Genomic DNA, 17,188 nt, shown 5'->3' on the forward strand with positions numbered 1-17,188 from the left:
AGTCATTTTAACCAAAGCTGCCTTTGAAGTGCAGGAGAGCAATTAAATCATGACGCCAGTTTTTGCATTAAATGCTGTGCTTGGGCCTGTTGTTGGGGATTGCCCTGATTGATCACTTCACCCAGCAGTTCACGGGCACTGGCACGTTCACCCAGATTAATATAGCTTTCAGCCAGTTCAAGGTTGGTCTGCTGGACGTCCAGGTTAACCAGAAATGGAAATTCCTTGGCCAGAAAATCTTCTGGACTGGCAGAAGTATCGGCAGGCGTGACTGATACAGTAGCAGTGGACGTTGGCGTGGTTGAGGTGCCAATGTTGAAGTCCTGATCGTCAAAACCATCAGCCCAGTTGGTATCCGTAACTTCCAGATTTTCCAGATTCACCTGTGGCGTTATAGGTGCTTTTGCCGCTTCTTTTGGCTGATCCAGTTCAAGGTTAAAGCGGGTTGGCGCTGGTTCGGGCACCTTTACTTCTTCCAGAACAAAAGAATCATTCAGGTCAAATTCCAGATCAATCGGCGCATCTTCCGGTACGGCTTTGGCTTCAACAGGATTAAAATCAACTGACTTGGCTTGTGGCTGTACCTGAAGTTTACTGTCAAACTCATCCAGATTCAGGTCAAAAGTGGCTGGTTCAGTCTTGGCAGCAGGTTCCTGAGTAAAACCAAACTCAGCTTCCAGTTCAGCCAGTGACTGGTCGGCAGCCGAAGAAGGGACTTCCACTTCCTGCGGCATGGCAGGAGCAGAATTTGCATCAAATTCAATAACATTATTTTCAGCAGTGGCAGGTTTGCTACTTTCAAAATTAAAGCTTAAATCATCAACCGGTGTAAATTCTTCGGCAGGTTTTGGCTGCAACAGCATGCGCATTTTTTCAGCGTGCTGGGTAGTTTCTGGCTGATTAAACGCTGTAACAATACTAAATTGCTGTTCAAAACCATCAATTTCATTTTGCAAAGCATAAACTTCAAGCAGTTTTACGTGAAGATCAACACGCTCTGGGTTCTTGCCAATGGCGTCCTTAAGCAGACCAACCGCCTGAGTATAGCGGTCACGCTCGATATAACTTTGTACTTCCTGCAGCACATCAGTTTTTACCGCCTGAGCTACAGGCCGGGCAACGGGTACAGGTGCTTCGGTGGCAACCGGTGCCGCTGGGCGAGCAGCAGGCTGTTCTTTTGCAGCAGCCGGGGCAGGGCGCTTGGTGACGGGGCGCTTGGCTTTGCCACGGGCAACAGGCTTTTTGGCAGATTTGCCCATCAAGACCTTGGCTGCAATTGCACCAATGGCCACCACGGCTACAGCAATGACGATCCAGATCGGGAAACCCCCGCCACTGTCGCCTTCTGCGGCGCGTGCCATGTTGGGCGCAAACCCAAACAGGCCCATACTGGCAAAAGCAACAATAGGGAGAATGGCATTGGCTACCTTTTTGGGAGGCAGGGCTTGCAAGGGCTGTTTTTGCGCAGGCAGTTTTTTAGCCTGATTGCGCGTTTTCAGCTGATGTTCCAGTTCGGCGAGTTTAGCGTTTAGCATGGCGATCTTCTTATCGTTTAGCGCGAGTTGAGCGTCCAGCTCACTCACTTCATGTTGCATTAAAACTGTTTTACGACGTTCTTGACCAATTTTCAAGACTATTTCGCGCGGCAGCGGTTGAAAACCTACATTTTGACCAGTCGTACTGTTTCCTTGAGCACTTCCTTGCACATTTGGTGCCACAAGGGTTAGCTCGGCTTTAGGCAGGCGGCCACTACGATTGATTGGCGTACTGCTGGAGGCTGCTGGCGTTTTAGGCGCAGGCTTGAATGGCGGGGTTGTTTGCGGCGTAGCAACCAGTGCGGTGTTTTGTTCACGCTCTGGCAGGATCAGGGTTGCACCACGCTTGAGCTGGTTCGGGTTGCCGGCAATAAAAGCATCCTGATTCAGGTTGCGTATCTGCTGCATAATCTGGTCTACAGGCTGCTTGAGCTGTGGTTCCAGTTGCTTGGCAATTTTCCACAAGGATTCATTTTTCTTGACCACATGGCGCGGCTGATTTTTTCTGGACGCAGTAGACACTTCAACTTCTTTGGGCACGGACACAGATTTACTGGTAGCTGGCGGCTGGGCTTTCATGTCAGGCGGCTGGGCATTTGCCACGTTTAGCCTGCGCTCGGTACTGGGCAGCGGGCGTTCATTACGACTGGCTGGCACGTCAATGGTAGGCATGCTGGAAGTTGCCAGTGATACTGGAGGCGTGCTGCTGGCCTGAGCTTGTATCTGTACCTGATTTTGAGCTTGTGTGTTTAAGTTAATCACTTTCTTGTTTTTATCAGCCGGATCAATCATGGCACTCACCCGTTGCAGGCGTGTATTCTGGCCATTTTTAACCCGCAGTACAAAGTCAACAAACGGTTCATTCACCGGCTGGCGGCCACGAATGACAATGACACCACGGTCACTGGAAATGGCTTGAACATTAAAGCTTAATGTTCCGTTATAGGAACCTGATTTCACCCCAAGGTCAGCCAGTTCCTGAGAGGTGGCCATGCCTACGGAAAGATCCTGCACTCTCACTGCACCAAGATCCGATAATGCAACTTCGGCATAGAATGGTTCACCCAGCGCAGACTTGACCTGAACCGGTTGGATAATCAGGGCATGCGCGAGGGACGGCGCAAGCACGGAAGCAGGCACCAGTGAGAAAGAAAACAGGGGTAATAATCCGGTGCTTAAGCTGGCAAAAAGACGCTTACGCAAGACCATACTAAAATTCCATTATGCTAGTGAATGATCTTTTTCCGTAGGAAAATGAAGACAATAAATGGGTTGAATAACAAGATGATTTGTAACATAAATGGGCAAGCGACTCAATCAGAGATTGCTTGCCCTTGTATGATGCAGGCCGTATTAGATCAGGCAGACTGATGTTCAATCAACAGGCGTAACATCCGGCGCAGTGGCTCGGCAGCGCCCCATAACAACTGGTCACCCACGGTAAATGCACCCAGATACTGATTACCCATGTTCAGCTTGCGCATACGGCCAACCGGAACACTAAGTGTGCCAGTAACGGCAACCGGAGTCAGGTCAGTCATGCTGGCTTCACGGGTGTTGGGCACCACTTTAACCCAGTCATTGGATTCACGGATCATGGCTTCAATTTCATCCATGGGCACATCCTGTTTTAGCTTGATGGTGAGTGCCTGAGAGTGACAACGCATCGCGCCAATGCGCACACACAAGCCATCAATTGGAATGATGTCCTGACCTTGCAGGCCCAGAATCTTGTTGGACTCTGACTGGCCTTTCCATTCTTCCTTGGACTGGCCATTGTCCAGCTGCTTGTCAATATAAGGAATCAAGGAACCTGCCAGTGGTACACCAAAGTTGGCTTTGGGGAAACCATCGCCACGTTGCAGTTCGGCCACCTGACGGTCAATATCCAGAATGGCACTGGCCGGATTGTCCAATAAATCCTTAACGCCATCACGCAGGTAGCCCATGCCGCCAATCAGCTCACGCATGTTTTGCGCACCAGCACCAGACGCCGCCTGATAAGTCATGGCAGTCATCCACTCCACCAGATTGTTCTGGTACAGCGCACCCACAGCCATCAGCATCAGAGATACGGTGCAGTTACCGCCTACATAATTCTTGATGCCTTTGCTTAAGCCATCTTTAATGACATTGAGGTTCACCGGATCCAGCACAATAATGGCGTCATCCTGCATGCGCAGAGTACTGGCAGCGTCAATCCAGTAGCCTTTCCAGCCCTCATTGCGCAGCTTGGGGAAAACGTCACTGGTGTAATCGCCACCCTGACAGGTCACAATTACATCCATTTGCTTCAGGGCGCTAATATCAGTGGCATTCAGCAGGGCAGGCGCGGTTTTATTGCCATACGTTGGCGCATCGCCGCCTGCATTACTGGTTGAAAAATAGTATGGCTCAAAATGCGCAAAGTCATTTTCCTCAACCATACGTTGCATCAGCACAGAACCTACCATGCCGCGCCAACCAACCAAACCCACTTTCATATCATTACGCCTCAAGTCGCATGTCGTGTACAAAGTAGCCGAGTTTAACAAAACTACGACCTGCCTGCACGTTTAGCATGCAATAAACCATAAAAACTTCAAATTTTCAGGGCTACTAAATATCCTGCAAAAAATCCTAGAATTAAGGCATGATTAAGAATGAACAATATTGACTGTTAAAACATGCCGGAATTCATTTTAAATAGCCTGGAAGTGCTGGCTTTGATCGTGGTATTTGCAACAGCATGGTCGCTGATTCCCCGTGATGAGTGGTGGATTCGCGATCTTGATTTTCCACGCCTGCAAATCCTGGCACTGGGCCTGACCGATTTTCTAGTATTGCTGGTGCTGCCTACGCCATGGGATGCATGGCGCGCCGGAATCCTGTTATTACTGGCCGCTGCACTGGCTTACCAGATCAAGATGGTGATTCCTTATACCAGGGTTTGGCCCAAGCAGGTTAAACAGGTCACTATCCCGCATCCGGATCAGCAGATCTGCATGCTGGTATCCAATGTGCTAACCCCCAACCGCAAGCATTATTTGCTGATTGAACAAATCCGCAAGCATCAGCCGGATCTGGTGCTAACGCTGGAAACTGACAAGGTCTGGGAACAGGCGCTAACCAGCATTGAGCCAGATTATCCGCATGTGGTGCGTATTCCGCTGGAGAACCTGTATGGCATGCACTTGTACAGCCGTTTGCCGCTTGAGGAAACACAAGTCAAGTTTTTACTGAGCAAGGAAATTCCCTCTATTCATACCACAGTGACCTTGCGCTCTGGCAAAAAGGTCAAGCTGTATTGTCTGCATCCCAAGCCACCCAGCCCAACCGAAGCCTATGAATCAACCCTGCGTGATGCCGAGTTGCTGACAGTAGGCCGCCACATTGCCTCTGAAGACCAGACCTGCATTGTGATGGGTGATTTAAATGATGTGGCCTGGTCACGCACTACACAGTTATTTCAGCGCATTAGTGGCTTGCTTGATCCCCGGGTTGGCCGCCAGTTTGTCAATACCTTTCATGCCAGCTATCCCTTGCTGCGCTGGTCACTGGATCACGTGTTTCACAGTACCGATTTTGCCCTGATTACCATGCAACGGCTGCCCAATGTTGGCTCGGATCACTTTCCGGTCTTAACGCGCTTACAATACACGCCATCGGCTCAGGCTGAACAGCAACCCTTGGACGTTGAGGCCAGTGACCATGAAGAAGCCAGTGAAAAAATCAAGGAAGGCATCGATAAAGCCGAAAAGGTAGTGACAGATAAAATCGTTATTGGGCAATAATGTGTCAATAAGTGACATTCTGTAAGCAATTACTTACATTAAGTGCCGAGTTTAGCGTCTATGTTGCCCAGTGGAAAATTTATAAGATAGCTTCATCAGCGCAGGATATGGCACGGAACAGGCCAGCTAAGGATTAGATACTCTGAAAAGGGTAATGCTGAACGGAAAAGACAGTATCACGGAGCGGATACGGGACAGGGAAAGCAGGTTACAATAACACACGAGAGCACAGCCGCAAGCATTAACCCGAGCAGGCAGGACGCCACGCTCGGGTTTGTGTTATCTGGTTATCAAGAATTTATCATCATACAGCGCAATTAAACTTAAAAATACAATATACGCTCAGTCATCATTTACCTTAAGCCAATGACTTCCTGATATAACGCCAGAGTCTGATCAGTCATTTGGGATAACTGAAAATCCTGTACTGGTGCAGGCGGCATTGGCGTAGCCAGCAACTGGTGAATCTTTTTAAACAACGCTTCGGCATTTTCAGGTTCCACCAGCCCGGCGGGATAACAGCGATTGAGGATTTCTGCCACCCCGCCACGGTTCCAGCCCACTACTGCCGTACCCAGTGCCAGTGCTTCCAGCGTGGTGCGACCAAACGTTTCCGGCTGGGTGGAAAGCGACAGTACCAGGTCACTGGCCGCCAGCCATTCACGAATATCACTGCGGTGGCCAACAAAGGTCACATACTCTTGCAAATCCATATCCACAACACGCTGCTGTAGCTCATCCAGATAGCCTTGTTTTTTTTCATCGGCGCCACCAACCACCACCCCATGCACATTAAATTCCTGTTTTAACTCGCTAATCAGGTTGAGTAGGTATTCATGGCCTTTTAGCCGGGTAATACGGCCAGGAAGGGTGATCAGGGTTTTGTTTTCCAGTTGCGGAAAAAGCTGATACAGCGTGTTCCACCATGCGGCCGAAGGCTGGTAAGCATAGGGAAATTCTTTGAGATTGATACCGCGATAAATACGCACGATGCTGGATTTAGGACAGTGCGGATAATGCTGGTGAATATAGTCCACCACGCTGTCGGATACAGCGATGACACGTTCTGCTTTGGTCATAATGGCACTGTAAGCATTGACTGAATACATACCATGTACTGTACTAATCAAATGCGGACGGTTTTTTTGGGGAATTTTGCGCAAAGCAAAATAGGTAATCCATGCAGGCACTCGCGAGCGCACATGTACAATGTCCGGTTGCTCTTGCAAAATCAGCCGACGTAATGGCCTGACTTTAAACAGACTGCTCAAAGATTTTTTATGAATAGCCAATTGCAGATGACGGGTGCCTTCCTGCTGCAGTTGTGGTACCAGTCTACCCCCGTTGGACACCACCACAGATTCATGTCCTTTGGCAACTAATGCGCGTCCAATTTCCAGTGTGCCGCGTTCTACACCGCCACTGTTCAGTTCAGGAAGAAGTTGCATAACTTTCATGGTAGTGCTCATGGGCTGCAACCAAGGTTGGGAGCCGTTGCTAATTCAGAAGTGCTGTAGTTCAGTGTTTAAAATATTAGGCGGTTTTTTGGTACTGTCAAAAACAGTTTGGTAAATGCGTTTAAGTACCCATTGATCCCGCATTTATCGAATAAAGCAGATGCCTAGTAAATTCTGACATATCCTTCAGGACGGGTTTTAAAGCGACGGTGAAACCACATGTACTGGGTGGGGGCCAGGTTTAATTGCTGTTCCATGAGCTGGTTGCTGGTGGTGGCATCAGCCACTTCATCGCTGGTTGGATAGTTTTGCAGGGCTGGCGTAATGTTCAGGTGATAATGCGGTTTACGGTCATCCTGACGGTAAAAATGCAGGGACATTACAGCCGCATTGGTCATCTTGATCAGGCGGCGCTGTGCCGTTACCGTGGCTGCCGGAATGCCATAAAAAGGTGCCATCACACCCTGCTTGAGTCCAAAGTCCTGATCCGGTGAATACCATACGATCTTTTTGTCTTTAAGCCGACGCACCAGCAGGCGAATATTGTCGTGATCAATTTGTTGCTCATAAATGGTATGGCGCGAGCGATAAATCAGCCAGTCCAGCATGGGATTATTTTGCGGACGGTACACCACATCCGGTGTGAAATAATAGCTGCACAGCAAGCCACCGGCATCCAGCAGGGTAGAGTGCAGGCCTAGTAGTAAAATGCCACGTTGTTCTGCCTGCGCCTGTTGCAAGTGTTCAAGCCCGCTAATGCTCACCTTGCCATTAAAGCGCTTGGGGTTGTACCACGCAGTCAGGCTTTCAAAAATGCCAATGCCCATGTTTTCAAATACATCTTGGCCCATGCGCTGGTATTCAGGTTCAGACAGGCCCGGATAACAAACCCGCAGGTTGGTAAGTGTAGTTTTGCGTCTGGATTTCAGGGCTTTCCAGAGCAACTGGCCAATGGCACGGCCAAGACTGCGTTGCACCAGCCACGGTGCATAGGCCCAGGGCAACAGCAAGAAAATGCCCAGCCAGATGCCCCAGTATTTTGGGGCAAGAAACGCAGTTGAGAATTGAGGTTGTGCAGAATGGGGATGTGATGAACTCATGAACAATGGGCAGTTTTCTTCCAGTCTGCCAATTGTGCCGGGGTCGCTGTGGCTAAATCAATGGATAATGCTAGCTCGGAACCGGACTTTTTAAGCTGGCGACCCGGAATTTGCATGTTTTTGGCCAGTTGTGCCAGAGTTTGCTGCATGCTGGCTTCATCGTATTTGGTCTGGCTGTGCTGAAGCACATAGGCATAGTCACCGCGCTTATGGATAAGCAGGCCAATAAAGCGCTCATTATTTTGATTTAATACCAGATAACCCGAGGCGCCAAGCTGGGAGCGTACCAGTTTAACAGCGCCCTGTGCTTGTGCCTGGATTTGTGCATTATAGAGCTGGGCATACAGCTGGCCAATCTGGGTGCTTAAGCCGGAAATATCCTGTGCATTATTTTGTGAATTGACACCGGGCAGCTTGGGGTTGTTGTTCAGGTTGATGGCATCAATCCGGTAAAAGCGGCCAATCTGGTCAGTAATGCTTAAACTGTTGCCTTCGGGCGTGCAGCTATCCTGTAGGGTCAGCTTGCCTGCCAGTACGGCTGAATTGAGATCCAGATTGTAGGTTTGTGCTGGGGCGTAATACACCTGATTGGTCTGAGTGAGTGGCTTGTTGGGCTGAATTTTTGCCGCATGACCATGCCCAAAATGACTACAGCCACTCATGGCCATAGACAGGCCAGCCATCACCCATAAGGTTTTGATTGGTGTTTTTTTCATACCCAGCATTGTCTTACTCTCCTTGACTGGCGGCCTCAAGCTCGGTCCAGCGCTCCAGTTTGTCCATCAGTTCTTGTTCTATCCCGGCCAGCCGTGTAGCGGCCTGGGTTGCTGCCTGTGCATCGGTGGTAAACCAGCTACCATCGGCCAGCTTTGCAGACAGTTGTTGCTGTTCAGCCTCCAGCGCAGCAATTGCATCCGGCAAGGCTTCCAGTTCCCGTTGATCTTTATAACTCAATTTTACTTTTTTGGATACGACAGGCTGATGATCTGCCTTGGCTTTTTGTCCTGAGTTTTGAGTAATCTTCTGGGTTGCTTTTTGTTCTTTAAATGAATCGCGGCTAGTGGCCTGTACATTCTGGTATTTGGACTGCTGGGCTTTTTGTGTTAAGTAATCCTGATAACCGCCAATATATTCCTCAATGCCGCCCTTGCTATCAAACACCCAGGTTGAAGTCACCACCTGATCGACAAAAGCCCGGTCATGGCTAATTAACAGCAGGGTGCCAGGATAACTGCCTAGCATCTCTTCCAGCAACTCCAGCGTCACCATGTCAAGGTCATTGGTTGGCTCATCCAGCACCAGCAGGTTGGAAGGCTTTAACAGCAAGCGGGCTAACAGCAAACGATTGCGCTCACCACCGGATAAGGCCTTCACCGGTGTTCTGGCGCGTTGCGGGGAAAATAAAAAGTCCTGCAAGTAGCTGAGGATATGGCGTCTTGCCCCGTTAAGCTCGATAAAGTCACTACCGGCACTCACGTTTTCCTGTACGGTTTTTTCCAGATCCAGCTGATTGCGTAACTGGTCAAAATACGCTACATCTAGCTGTGAACCGACCTGAACTGTACCGCCGTGTTCCTGTTCACCCAGCAAGGCACGAATCAACGTGGTTTTACCTACGCCGTTATCGCCAATCAGGCCAATCCGGTCGCCGCGCATTACCAGTGCAGAGAAGTCCTTGACCAGCACATTGTCACCAAACTGCAGGGATAAATGCTCAATATCAAACACCAGCTTGCCGGATTTTTTGGCATCCTGAATGTTTAGCGTCACATTACCCTGCTGGCTGCGACGCGCCTTGAATTCTTCACGCAGGGCTTTTAATTCACGCACCCGGCCTTCATTGCGGGTGCGGCGTGCCTTGATGCCCTGACGAATCCACACTTCTTCTTCAGCCAGTTTCTTGTCAAAATTGGCGTTTTGCTTTTCTTCGGCTTCCAGTTGCTGGGCCTTAAGCTCAAGGTAGCGTGCATAGTTGCCCTCGAAACTGCGCAGGATACCGCGATCCAGCTCAACAATACGGGTGGCCACATGATCCACAAACGCGCGGTCATGCGAAATGAAGAGCAGGGTTAAATTAGGCCAGTCCAGCAGAAATTGCTCCAGCCACTCAATACTTTCAACATCCAGATGGTTGGTTGGTTCATCCAGCAGCAGCACATCCGGCTCAGTGAGTAGTGCCCGTGCCAGCAGCACCCGGCGTTTACGGCCACCGGACAGGTCAGATAAGTCTGCATGACCATCCAGATTCATTTTGGCCAGAATGGTATCGACCTGACGTTCCAGCGCCCAGCCATCCAGCGCATCCAGCTTGTGCTGCAATTCACCCATGTGATCACAGGCCTGCATGTCACCAGCTACACAGGCATCGCTGGCCGCATGATAATCAATCAATACCTGTGCCGCTTCACCCGCACCACCCGCGACAATATCAGCCACACGGCCAGTGCTCATGGGTACATCCTGTTCCAGCATGGCAATGCGCAAATTATTTTGCTTGCTGACTTCGCCGCTGTCTGCCATTAAGCTACCATTGATCAGCTTGAGCAGGGTGGATTTACCCTCACCATTGCGGCCAATCAGACACACACGCTCACCGCGCTCAAGGGCAAAGCTTGCGCCATCCAGCAGGGCAGGGCCGCCAAAGGCCAGATGAATGTCGCGTAAGCTAATAAGTGCCATAAACAAGGGTTTCCATAGATGAGGAGAGCAAGACCGTGGACGAACAGTTACGCCAGCTGGAAAGCACATTTTCCGCACGGATTGAGGATTTGCAAGTTAAAATTGCATTTCAGGATGATTTTATTGAGTCTTTAAACCAGATGGTGGCCAGTCAGCAGCAAACCATTCTGGATTTGCAAAAACAGATGCAGTTGCTGTACCAGCGGGTGGAATCTTACCAGAATGGTGAAAGTGGTGTCGCGCCATTTGACCCTTTACAGGAAATTCCACCGCATTATTAATGGTGCAGCATTTATTGGCTCCTTAGAATAGACCGGATACAAGAGTAAGTATATTCAGTGTAGAGCCTTGGAAAAATGCTCATAATGATTTTATGAAACGATTTAATTGAAGATTTTCAAAATGAACCGCTCAAAATATCTTACTCTGATAAGTATTGTTCTACTGATCTTTGTATTTTTAATTTATATAAAATTAAGTGAAACAAAGATATTTATTTATAAATCGAATGTATTAAATAGTCGAGATGTGATCTTTAACTTTAAAGAGAATACAGTATCATCAGGTGACATAGATTTTTATCTATCCACCTGTAATTATACGGCTTATTGCATTACCTTGAATGGAAAAGCTTTATTTGTTATAGATGATAAAAAGTTAGCCAAAGGACAAAAATGGAGATTTGATAATACAGAATTTTATGTTCAAGATATTTTAAATGAATATTATCTGATCCATTGCAAAAATAATGCAGAGAATTACTTTTTTTTGTTTAAAAAGCGACAAGGAGTCATAGCTTATAAGCCTTATAAAGGATCTTGGCATTTTGTCCGAGGAAAATATGGGATGTTGGCTTATTAAAGCGGAAGTTAAAATAATGATTTATTTGCTATGGTTATTCATCTTGTTCTTAATAATGAAATGTATTTGGAATGCTTTGGTTCCTATTTGGTCGAAATATTTTGATAAAAATAATACATCACAGCATGTATCAATGGGATTAGGGTTGGATTTAATGTTATTGGCTGGTATTTTAGTATTTAATATTGCTATTGTATTATTAAGTTGGCCATTAAACTTTTTTGAAAGATATAGTTTTTTCATTCTACTAATTACTTTGATTTTATCCTATGCTTTGGCGATTTTTTTTGCTTGGATAATTAGAATTATTCATAAGATTCAATAATTTTAATAGATTACATTAATTTCCACCGCATAATAAAGGATAGATAAGTGCGGTGGATGACCAGAGGGGTTTTATTACTTGTATTGAAACAAGTATACTGAACAAATTACTCGTCAAACTGCCTAAAATTTGGTTCGCGTTTTTCCTTAAATGCTGCCACTGCTTCATGCAACGCTGCAGACTGCGCGCGTTCAATAAATAGCTCTCCTTCGGCATTAATTTGTTGCAGCACCTGAGGTGTATGGCCGCGTAACAGTTGCTTGCTCATTTTCAGGCTGGCAATCGGCAACTGGGTGAGGCGGCTAGCCTTGGCAAATGCATACTCGTAGACATGGTCATCTTCAACAATATGGTTAACCAGTCCCGCTGACAAGGCACTTTGGGCATTAAAAGGCTCACACAGTAGCAGCATTTCCGCTGCTTTTAAATAGCCAGCACGCTGCGGCAGTAATAGGGTAGACGCCCCTTCTGGCACCAGCCCCAGAGTTAAAAATGGCAACTGGAAACGTGCCTTGGCGTCAGTATAGACAAGGTCTGCATGCAGCAGCAGGGTTGAACCAATGCCAATGGCCACACCTTTAATGGCAATCACCAGCGGCTTGCTAAAGTTGGCAGCAGCACGCAACACCGCAAATGCAGGTGCTTCGGTATTTTTAGGTGGATTGTCAATAAAATCCTGCAAGTCATTACCGGCACAAAAATCCTGTTCACCCCGTAACAGGACCACACGCACCGCACTGGACTGGTCAGCTTCATTGAGTGCCTGAGCCAGTGCCAGATAAAAGCCCCCAAAAAACGCATTCTTGCGTTCAGGACGATTAAGGATCAGTTCTAAAATGCCATTATCATGCAATTGGGCATTCAGGTTGGCATGCGGATTGGTTACGCAGTTCAGCATCGTTATTGTTCCTGATAAATGTACTGCCTGATCATAAAACCGGGTGGCATAAAGTACGAGTAAAAAATATGGTTGCTGCGTTGATTATTTTTGTAGAAATGACTGTCGTATTAATCATTTCCACATCAATAATTTTTGGGTAGCTATTTTATAACGCTAAACTGCAAGCTGATAAGCACTTGGCACGGTAACAAAAGTTGCCAAGGTATGATTCTGATAGTTATCCGTGATCAGCAGACAGGAAACTTGCCTTTATATCGTGGCTTAGGCACTCTACGCTAAATAACCCATATAATGGTAGTGAGACATTAGATCTCTTGCATAAGTCTGGTTTCGACAAGCTCAACCAACGCTGCCTGAGCCTGTCGAAGGCGAGTTGGTACAACTTATGAAAGAAGTCTATTAAAGCATGAGGAATAAATAAAATGAGTACAGCGGCTTACTGGATTATTGGCTTTATTGTACTGTTTATTCTGGGATCTATTATGGGCCTGCGGGTAAGCCCGCGCGAAAAGGCACTCGGTGAAATGCGTGACCGCGCACGTAAAATGGGGCTGCATCCGCGCCTGATGCCTGCACCGGCATGGATTCATCATACCGCACCTTCGGGACGTGAAGGCGGCATGGTGGCGTTTTACAGTATTTTGCTGCCGGAAGCCCGCTTGCCCCTAATGCAGGCACTGGTTAACGGCCAAAAACTGCAAGTGAAAACCGGGAACACGCAATTTGATGGACAATCCCTCGATTTAAAGGGAATATACGCGCTAGAAATGCAAGCCAACTGTGCAGGCCTGTATTGGAATGAAGAAAGCGATTTGCATGGCGAACAGCTTGAAAAAATGAAGAATACCCTTATGTCCTTTGCACAGCAGGCTTAAATGCAGCAAGCTACCCTTAATTTTTGAGAAAACCGAAGCACTATGCCAACAGCGCCACGCTCTACCACAAAAACAACTACCAGAAGCCGTAAGGCAGCCAGCAGTACTGCCCTGCCTGATGATGCTCAGGACATCAGTACGGCTAAAAAGGCACGTGCACTGGTTATTGTAGAGTCACCTGCCAAAGCCAAAACCATTAATAAATATCTGGGTAAGGATTATATTGTTAAATCCAGCGTGGGCCATGTGCGTGACCTGCCGACCAGTGGCGGCGGCAAAACCGCAACGGCGGCCAAGGGCCAGACCAAAACCAAGCTGACGGCAGCAGAAAAAGAAGCCAAAGCCCAGCAGGCACTGGTCAATCGCATGGGTGTTGATCCGGAACATGGCTGGAAGGCGCACTATGAGGTGTTGCCCGGCAAGGAAAATGTCGTTAGTGAGCTGAAAAAACTGGCATCGCAAGTCGATGAAGTGTATCTGGCAACGGACTTGGATAGAGAAGGGGAAGCCATTGCCTGGCACTTGCAGCAGGTGATTGGTGGCAAACCCGAGCGCTATCGCCGCGTGGTGTTTAATGAAATTACCAAAAATGCCATTCAGGATGCTTTTAAAACGCCGGGCCGCCTTGATGTGGACAAGGTGAATGCACAGCAGGCACGCCGCTTTTTAGACCGTGTGGTGGGCTTTATGGTGTCGCCACTGCTCTGGGAAAAAATTGCCCGTGGCCTGTCGGCTGGCCGGGTGCAGTCGGTTGCGGTAAAGCTAGTGGTAGAGCGCGAGCGTGAAATTCGCGCATTTATCCCGGAAGAATACTGGCAGATTTTTGCCGATACGCTGAGCCAGAAAGCCAAGCAAAGCGATGAAATCCGTCTGGAAGCAGTCAAGCAAAACGGTAAGACCCTGAAACTGCAAAACAAGGCACAAACTGATGCTGTGCTGGCCGTGCTCAAAGATGCGGCTTATAAAATTACCGCGCGGGAAGACAAGCCAACCAAGGTCAATCCCAGTGCGCCGTATATTACATCCACCCTGCAACAGGCTGCCAGTACCCGGCTTGGTTTTTCAGTCAAGAAAACCATGACACTGGCGCAGCGTCTGTATGAAGGTGGTTTTATTACCTACATGCGTACCGATTCGACGTTTTTAAGTACCGATGCGGTCAACATGGTGCGTCATCATATTGAACACGAATATGGTGATAAGTACCTGCCTGCCAAGCCAAACCGCTATGGCAACAAGGCTGGGGCACAGGAAGCCCATGAAGCCATTCGCCCTTCCAATGTAGGATTAAAGGGCGACCAGCTCACCACCATGGAGCGTGATGCACAGCGCCTGTATGACCTGATCTGGCGCCAGTTTGTCTCCTGCCAGATGACCCCAGCAGAATATTTGTCGTCCACCATTACGGTAGAAGCCAATGGTGTCGAGCTAAAAGCGCGTGGCCGTACACTGGTATTTGACGGATTTACCCGCGTACGTGGTGCCAACAAGCAGGATGATGACGTACTGCTGCCCAGCGTGAAAGTGGGTGAGGAGCTTAAGCTGGTTAAGCTTGATCCTAGCCAGCACTTTACCAAGCCACCAGCGCGTTTTACCGAAGCTTCACTGGTGAAAGAGCTTGAGAAAAAAGGTATTGGCCGGCCCTCGACCTATGCGGCCATTATTTCTACCATTCAGGATCGTGGCTACGTCAAGCTTGAAAACAAGCGCCTGTATGCTGAAAAAATGGGTGATATTGTCACTGACCGCTTAAATGAAAACTTTAGCAACCTGATGGATTATGCCTTTACCGCAGATCTGGAAGGCCAGCTGGATAAAGTGGCCACTGGCGAGCGTGACTGGAAAAACCTGCTGGACAGTTTTTATAGCGATTTTACCGCCAAGCTTGCGCATGCCAAGGCACAAGAAGGCATGCGGCCTAACCAGCCCGTGGAAGTGCCTGATGTGCACTGCAAGGAATGCGACCGTGCCATGCAGATTCGCACTGGCTCTACCGGGGTATTTTTAGGCTGTTCCGGCTATAACCTGCCGCCCAAGGAGCGCTGTAAAGGCACATTAAACCTGACTCCAGTGGAATCACTGGCAGCCATTACCGATGATGACAGTGCCGAAACGGCCGACCTGATGGCCAAAAGACGCTGTCCGAAATGTGATACGGCTATGGATAGCTATTTTATTGATGGCGGGCGCAAGCTGCATGTCTGTGGTAACAATCCGGATTGCGAAGGCTATCTGGTGGAAGAAGGCAGTTTTAAAATCAAGGGCTATGATGGCCCAACTATTCCCTGTGAAAAATGTAATGGTGAAATGCAGTTAAAAACCGGGCGTTTTGGGCCGTACTTTGCCTGCAATAGCTGTGACAACACCCGCAAGGTGCTGAAAAACGGCGAGGCCGCACCACCGCGTGAAGATCCCATTCAAATGCCGCATTTGCGCTCCACCAAGCATGATGATTTCTTTATCCTGCGTGATGGCGCAGCAGGCCTGTTTCTGGCGGCCAGCAAGTTTCCCAAGGTGCGTGAAACCCGCGCGCCAACCATTGCTGAGTTGCGTAGTGTCAAAGACCAGCTTGCCGCCAAGTATCAGTATCTGCTCAAAGCCCCTGATACTGACCCGGATGGCAACCCGGCGATTGTGCGCTGGAGCCGTAAAAACAGTGCCCAGTATATTTCTTCGGAAAAAGACGGCAAGCAAACCAAATGGACCATGATTTTTAAAGATGGCAAATGGGTTGAGGGTTAGCTCCCCTGAGTACAGGGCAAATGGGTTGGTAATCTAAATGACGTAATAGCGAGGAAATATGCATGCGTACTGATCAGCAAGTCTATGATCTATTCTTGAACTATGCCCAGGCAGATTCTGCTGTGCGTCTGGTTACATTAGAAGGTTCACGCGCCAATCCAGCTATTAGTAAGGATCAGTATCAGGATTTTGATATTTCCTATTTTGTGTCTGATCTCAAGTCCTATCAGACAAGTGACCAATGGCTAGAAGTATTTGGCTCGCGCTTAATCATACAAAAACCAGAAGCAATGGAATTATTTCCGGCTGAACTGGATGGCTGGTTTTCCTATTTAATGATTTTTACTGATGGCATCAAAGTCGATTTAACCCTGATTCCAATTTACGATATTGAGCAGTATTTTAGTGGCAGTGATGGGCTGGTTAAAATCCTACTGGATAAAGACCAGCGCATGAGTAAACCAATCATTCCATCTGACCAGCAATACTGGATTCAGCCACCTAGTGCGCGTGAGTTTGATGATTGCTGTAATGAGTTCTGGATGCTGGCGACTTACGTGGTCAAAGGTTTGGCGCGACAGGAAATCCTGTTTGCGAATGATCATTTATATGAAATTATGCGGCCTAATTTATTGCGGATGATGGCTTGGCGGATTGGCGCGCAACGTGGTTATCATTTTAGTCTGGGCAAAAACTATAAATTTATTGATAAATATCTGCCTGCTGAGGACTGGAAAAAATTATTGTCAACTTACACACAAAGTGAATACAAGCAACTCTGGCAATCTCTAAATACCTGTCTTGGGTTATTTAGAAAGTATTCTGATGCGGTGGCAAGGCATTTTAATTATCAATATCCTGATTATGATGTTGCAATCACAAGTTATATAAATAACTTTTTTGAAAGTTATATTAAAAACAAACTATTTGATTGAAATAT

The 17,188-nt window shown here is 47.9% G+C and carries 13 protein-coding genes; 6 read left to right on the forward strand and 7 right to left on the reverse strand.

Annotation, left to right across the window (positions count from 1 at the left end; translation table 11 throughout):
- Positions 1-47: 47 nt before the first annotated feature.
- Both E2B99_RS04460 and asd read right to left on the reverse strand, forming a co-directional pair.
- A complete protein-coding gene (locus tag E2B99_RS04460; protein ID WP_134243764.1) occupies positions 48-2,744 on the reverse strand; it encodes a FimV/HubP family polar landmark protein in 2,697 nt (898 codons plus the stop codon).
- 149 nt (positions 2,745-2,893) lie between these two features.
- A complete protein-coding gene (gene asd / locus E2B99_RS04465) occupies positions 2,894-4,018 on the reverse strand; it encodes an aspartate-semialdehyde dehydrogenase (RefSeq protein ID WP_134243765.1) in 1,125 nt (374 codons plus the stop codon).
- Between the two features lie 183 nt (positions 4,019-4,201).
- On the opposite strand from asd, the gene E2B99_RS04470 reads away from it, so the two are divergent.
- Complete coding sequence (locus tag E2B99_RS04470) at positions 4,202-5,308, forward strand: endonuclease/exonuclease/phosphatase family protein (RefSeq protein WP_134243766.1); 1,107 nt, start codon at positions 4,202-4,204, stop codon at positions 5,306-5,308.
- Between the two features lie 353 nt (positions 5,309-5,661).
- On the opposite strand, the gene E2B99_RS04475 is transcribed toward E2B99_RS04470, so the two are convergent.
- The 4 genes from E2B99_RS04475 to E2B99_RS04490 form a co-directional block, all read right to left on the reverse strand.
- Positions 5,662-6,765 (reverse strand): glycosyltransferase family 4 protein, encoded by a 1,104-nt coding sequence (locus E2B99_RS04475; protein WP_134243767.1) that lies wholly within the window; start codon positions 6,763-6,765, stop codon positions 5,662-5,664.
- Positions 6,766-6,929: 164 nt separating this feature from the next.
- Positions 6,930-7,865 (reverse strand): LpxL/LpxP family Kdo(2)-lipid IV(A) lauroyl/palmitoleoyl acyltransferase, encoded by a 936-nt coding sequence (gene lpxL, locus E2B99_RS04480; protein ID WP_134243768.1) that lies wholly within the window; start codon positions 7,863-7,865, stop codon positions 6,930-6,932.
- Positions 7,862-8,590, reverse strand: a complete 729-nt coding sequence (locus E2B99_RS04485) for a hypothetical protein (RefSeq protein WP_134243769.1) — start codon at positions 8,588-8,590, stop codon at positions 7,862-7,864. The genes lpxL and E2B99_RS04485 overlap by 4 nt, the downstream gene beginning before the upstream one ends.
- Positions 8,591-8,594: 4 nt before the next feature.
- On the reverse strand, positions 8,595-10,544 hold the full coding sequence (locus E2B99_RS04490) for an ATP-binding cassette domain-containing protein (protein ID WP_134243770.1): 1,950 nt from the start codon (positions 10,542-10,544) through the stop codon (positions 8,595-8,597).
- Between the two features lie 35 nt (positions 10,545-10,579).
- Here E2B99_RS04490 and E2B99_RS04495 point away from each other — a divergent pair, with 35 nt between their 5' ends.
- Both E2B99_RS04495 and E2B99_RS04500 read left to right on the forward strand, forming a co-directional pair.
- On the forward strand, positions 10,580-10,825 hold the full coding sequence (locus E2B99_RS04495) for a SlyX family protein (protein WP_134243771.1): 246 nt from the start codon (positions 10,580-10,582) through the stop codon (positions 10,823-10,825).
- A 121-nt stretch (positions 10,826-10,946) separates the two neighbouring features.
- Complete coding sequence (locus E2B99_RS04500; RefSeq protein WP_134243772.1) at positions 10,947-11,405, forward strand: hypothetical protein; 459 nt, start codon at positions 10,947-10,949, stop codon at positions 11,403-11,405.
- Positions 11,406-11,836: 431 nt separating this feature from the next.
- Here the strand turns inward: E2B99_RS04500 and E2B99_RS04505 are convergent, their stop codons facing one another.
- Complete coding sequence (locus E2B99_RS04505) at positions 11,837-12,628, reverse strand: enoyl-CoA hydratase-related protein (protein ID WP_134243773.1); 792 nt, start codon at positions 12,626-12,628, stop codon at positions 11,837-11,839.
- A 425-nt stretch (positions 12,629-13,053) separates the two neighbouring features.
- Here E2B99_RS04505 and E2B99_RS04510 point away from each other — a divergent pair, with 425 nt between their 5' ends.
- The 3 genes from E2B99_RS04510 to ant(6) all read left to right on the forward strand — a co-directional run bounded on the left by E2B99_RS04510 (position 13,054) and on the right by ant(6) (position 17,183).
- Positions 13,054-13,506 (forward strand): ammonium transporter, encoded by a 453-nt coding sequence (locus E2B99_RS04510; RefSeq protein ID WP_134243774.1) that lies wholly within the window; start codon positions 13,054-13,056, stop codon positions 13,504-13,506.
- Positions 13,507-13,548: 42 nt separating this feature from the next.
- The gene (gene topA, locus E2B99_RS04515) at positions 13,549-16,248 is read left to right on the forward strand and encodes a type I DNA topoisomerase (protein ID WP_134243775.1); all 2,700 of its coding nucleotides are present in this window, start codon (positions 13,549-13,551) and stop codon (positions 16,246-16,248) included.
- A gap of 62 nt (positions 16,249-16,310) precedes the next feature.
- Positions 16,311-17,183, forward strand: a complete 873-nt coding sequence (gene ant(6), locus E2B99_RS04520) for an aminoglycoside 6-adenylyltransferase (protein ID WP_134243776.1) — start codon at positions 16,311-16,313, stop codon at positions 17,181-17,183.
- The last annotated feature ends 5 nt before the right edge of the window (positions 17,184-17,188 follow it).

It is taken from the genome of Alkanindiges illinoisensis (assembly GCF_004377485.1).
Classification (GTDB): domain Bacteria; phylum Pseudomonadota; class Gammaproteobacteria; order Pseudomonadales; family Moraxellaceae; genus Alkanindiges; species Alkanindiges illinoisensis_A.

What these genes read in the sequence shown, in the direction of transcription:
- E2B99_RS04460 (WP_134243764.1), bottom strand. Translation starts at nt 2,744, where the DNA reads ATGGTCTTGCGTAAGCGTCTTTTTGCCAGCTTAAGCACCGGATTATTA.
- asd (WP_134243765.1), bottom strand. Translation starts at nt 4,018, where the DNA reads ATGAAAGTGGGTTTGGTTGGTTGGCGCGGCATGGTAGGTTCTGTGCTG.
- E2B99_RS04470 (WP_134243766.1), top strand. Translation starts at nt 4,202, where the DNA reads ATGCCGGAATTCATTTTAAATAGCCTGGAAGTGCTGGCTTTGATCGTG.
- E2B99_RS04475 (WP_134243767.1), bottom strand. Translation starts at nt 6,765, where the DNA reads ATGAAAGTTATGCAACTTCTTCCTGAACTGAACAGTGGCGGTGTAGAA.
- lpxL (WP_134243768.1), bottom strand. Translation starts at nt 7,865, where the DNA reads ATGAGTTCATCACATCCCCATTCTGCACAACCTCAATTCTCAACTGCG.
- E2B99_RS04485 (WP_134243769.1), bottom strand. Translation starts at nt 8,590, where the DNA reads ATGCTGGGTATGAAAAAAACACCAATCAAAACCTTATGGGTGATGGCT.
- E2B99_RS04490 (WP_134243770.1), bottom strand. Translation starts at nt 10,544, where the DNA reads ATGGCACTTATTAGCTTACGCGACATTCATCTGGCCTTTGGCGGCCCT.
- E2B99_RS04500 (WP_134243772.1), top strand. Translation starts at nt 10,947, where the DNA reads ATGAACCGCTCAAAATATCTTACTCTGATAAGTATTGTTCTACTGATC.
- E2B99_RS04505 (WP_134243773.1), bottom strand. Translation starts at nt 12,628, where the DNA reads ATGCTGAACTGCGTAACCAATCCGCATGCCAACCTGAATGCCCAATTG.
- E2B99_RS04510 (WP_134243774.1), top strand. Translation starts at nt 13,054, where the DNA reads ATGAGTACAGCGGCTTACTGGATTATTGGCTTTATTGTACTGTTTATT.
- topA (WP_134243775.1), top strand. Translation starts at nt 13,549, where the DNA reads ATGCCAACAGCGCCACGCTCTACCACAAAAACAACTACCAGAAGCCGT.